The following is a 2,164-nucleotide window of genomic DNA, read 5'->3' as shown; positions in this document are numbered from 1 at the left end:
TAAATACCCGAGCCGATAAAGAGTATTGGTGTTCCACTCATAACAAGCATTACCCAACGCGAAGCGCTATCTGTAGGTGCTTCTTCATTCGAGAAAGTTTCTTGAGTTGAAGTGATGACTTTATTGACAGAGGATGCTTCATCAGACTCTAGAATAACGACTAGTGCTTTTGTGCCTGCCAGAGTCCCACCTTCAAAATCTCCTTTTTTAAATTTTGGGATAATTTGGGTATCAATAATGTTACCCACTTTGGCATCAGGCAAAATCGCTTCTACACCGTTACCAGTTTCTATTTCAACGCGGCGATCGCCTACTGAAATCAAAAACAATACACCATTATTTTGTCCTTTCTTGCCAATGCCCCAATGATTAAAAAGTTCCGTGGCAAATTTTTTTGGTGAATCAGCAGGAGCGGTTTTTGGTACGCTAACCACCGCTATTTCTACACCCTTTTTGGCTTCTAATTGAGAAATCATTTGATTGAGTTGAGTTTCTGTTTCATTGCTCAAGATTCCTGCCATATCAGTTACCCAACCACCATAATCCTTTCGGGGATTGGGGACTTCTTGCACTGTCAAAGCCAAGCTCGAAAGGGGACAAAGACATAGGATTGAGGAAAATAAACTCGCCCAAAAACTGGGTTTTAGTTTTCGTAAATTAGTTTTCATAATTTTACACCTTGAGATGGAGATGTTTGGTGGAACTTAGTGGAGTGACGCAATCGCAAAAACTGGATTTTACGTGACTCCACGAGCTTCCGCTACCAGAATCACTGTTTTTTCTATTTCTGCCATGAACTCAAGTTCTTTGAGATGTTTATTAAGTCCATAATCTGAAGATATCTGTAAAACTCTGAAGAAGTATCTCATTAATGTCACCTTCAAAGCATGACAAATGTCATTCAATTCATTCAAGAAAAAATTTAGTTGCAACCAACAGCAGTGCAAGTGCGAGGTTTATCAACGTAAGTTGTGGGTGTTGTTGGTCGCTCCTCTAGTGTGGGAGGCTTGACATCTGGAACGAAAGAAGCACAGTTGGCGATCGCTCTGGTGTAAGCTTCCTGACGAGAGACAACACCAGTATTGAGGCGTTGCTCAAAAGTTTGTTGGTTGTTGACAACGCTCATCGCCACAAGAAATGCGCTCTCCATCTTATTTTGAACAGCATCGCGACTTTCGATAGTGTCCATCCCAGTACTGGAAACATCCAACGCAAAACCCAAACCACCACCACCAATGCGCTTTGGTTTGAGAGCGAAACCTTGGCGGTAATTCACTGATGCTCCACAAGCGGAACTATATTGGAACGAGAACGCTTCACCACCAGTTCCTGGTGCAGTCGAACCAAATTGAATGTGGTTGTGTCGAGCACCTTCCACCTTGACACGTGTGGTCGGGGAAACATTAGGGGCGACAGTTGTTGCACCAGTCGTCATCGATTGATGGTTCTTTTGGTCGCCCACGGAAGAGTGAGCGCGGTTATTGACATCACCAACTTTGGCGTCACCACCACCAGAGTGGTTAAGATTTGTATTGTGACTGTTACCACTGTCGCGAATTGTGGCTTTGGCATCAGAGCTACTGTTGGAATCACTACTGCTGTTGGAATCAGAGTTAGCTGTGGTGGGAGTAATCACAGTTGTATTTGTACCGCCATTTTCTACCTGTTGGCTGATACCAGGAACATAGCCACCTGATGAATCGTGATGGCCTCCGCCTCCGCCATCGGTTGTTGATGTGCTGCTCCCGGAACCGTAAATCGCCGTGTTGCGAGCATCGCAACGTGGGTCGATATGTGGAACATCATTTCTGGCTTCACAATCAATGTCTTGATTTAAAGTGCCAGTGGGATTGACGGTCAAGTTAGCCGCATCCACAAATGTCTCCGGACCAATAGCCGAACCCTTTATTTTTTGATTCACCACTTGAGCACTGGCAACATCTGCACACAAAATAGCAGTTGCTGATAAACTTAATAAACCGATGGTAGCAATTTTTAAAGCAAACATAACTGACTCCTAATATTTAACTAATAACTTTGATAAATTCAGCCATAAAAATCAAAAACAAACAAGTGAGAGTCGGTGTTTATCAAACAAGTCGATGAGTTAGATAACTATCAGGTTCAATCTCTGTTGCCAGCGCACCTGCGACTCTCTATATAT

The 2,164-nt window shown here is 43.3% G+C and carries 3 protein-coding genes; all 3 read right to left on the bottom strand.

Annotation, left to right across the window (positions count from 1 at the left end; all coding sequences use genetic code 11):
* The coding region (locus tag WA1_RS51865; RefSeq protein WP_148663124.1) for a TPM domain-containing protein at positions 1–668 on the bottom strand (668 nt) is incomplete at its 3' end.
* 69 nt (positions 669–737) lie between these two features.
* Positions 738–869 carry a hypothetical protein gene (locus tag WA1_RS61230; RefSeq protein WP_017747506.1) on the bottom strand — a complete coding sequence of 44 codons (132 nt, stop codon included), beginning with the start codon at positions 867–869 and terminating at the stop codon, positions 738–740.
* A 53-nt stretch (positions 870–922) separates the two neighbouring features.
* Positions 923–2,008, bottom strand: a complete 1,086-nt coding sequence (locus WA1_RS51860) for a hypothetical protein (RefSeq protein WP_066613316.1) — start codon at positions 2,006–2,008, stop codon at positions 923–925.
* Between the last annotated feature and the right edge of the window lie 156 nt (positions 2,009–2,164).

It is taken from the genome of Scytonema hofmannii PCC 7110, assembly GCF_000346485.2.
Classification (GTDB): domain Bacteria; phylum Cyanobacteriota; class Cyanobacteriia; order Cyanobacteriales; family Nostocaceae; genus Scytonema; species Scytonema hofmannii.
This window is presented reverse-complemented; position numbering and strand designations above follow the sequence as displayed.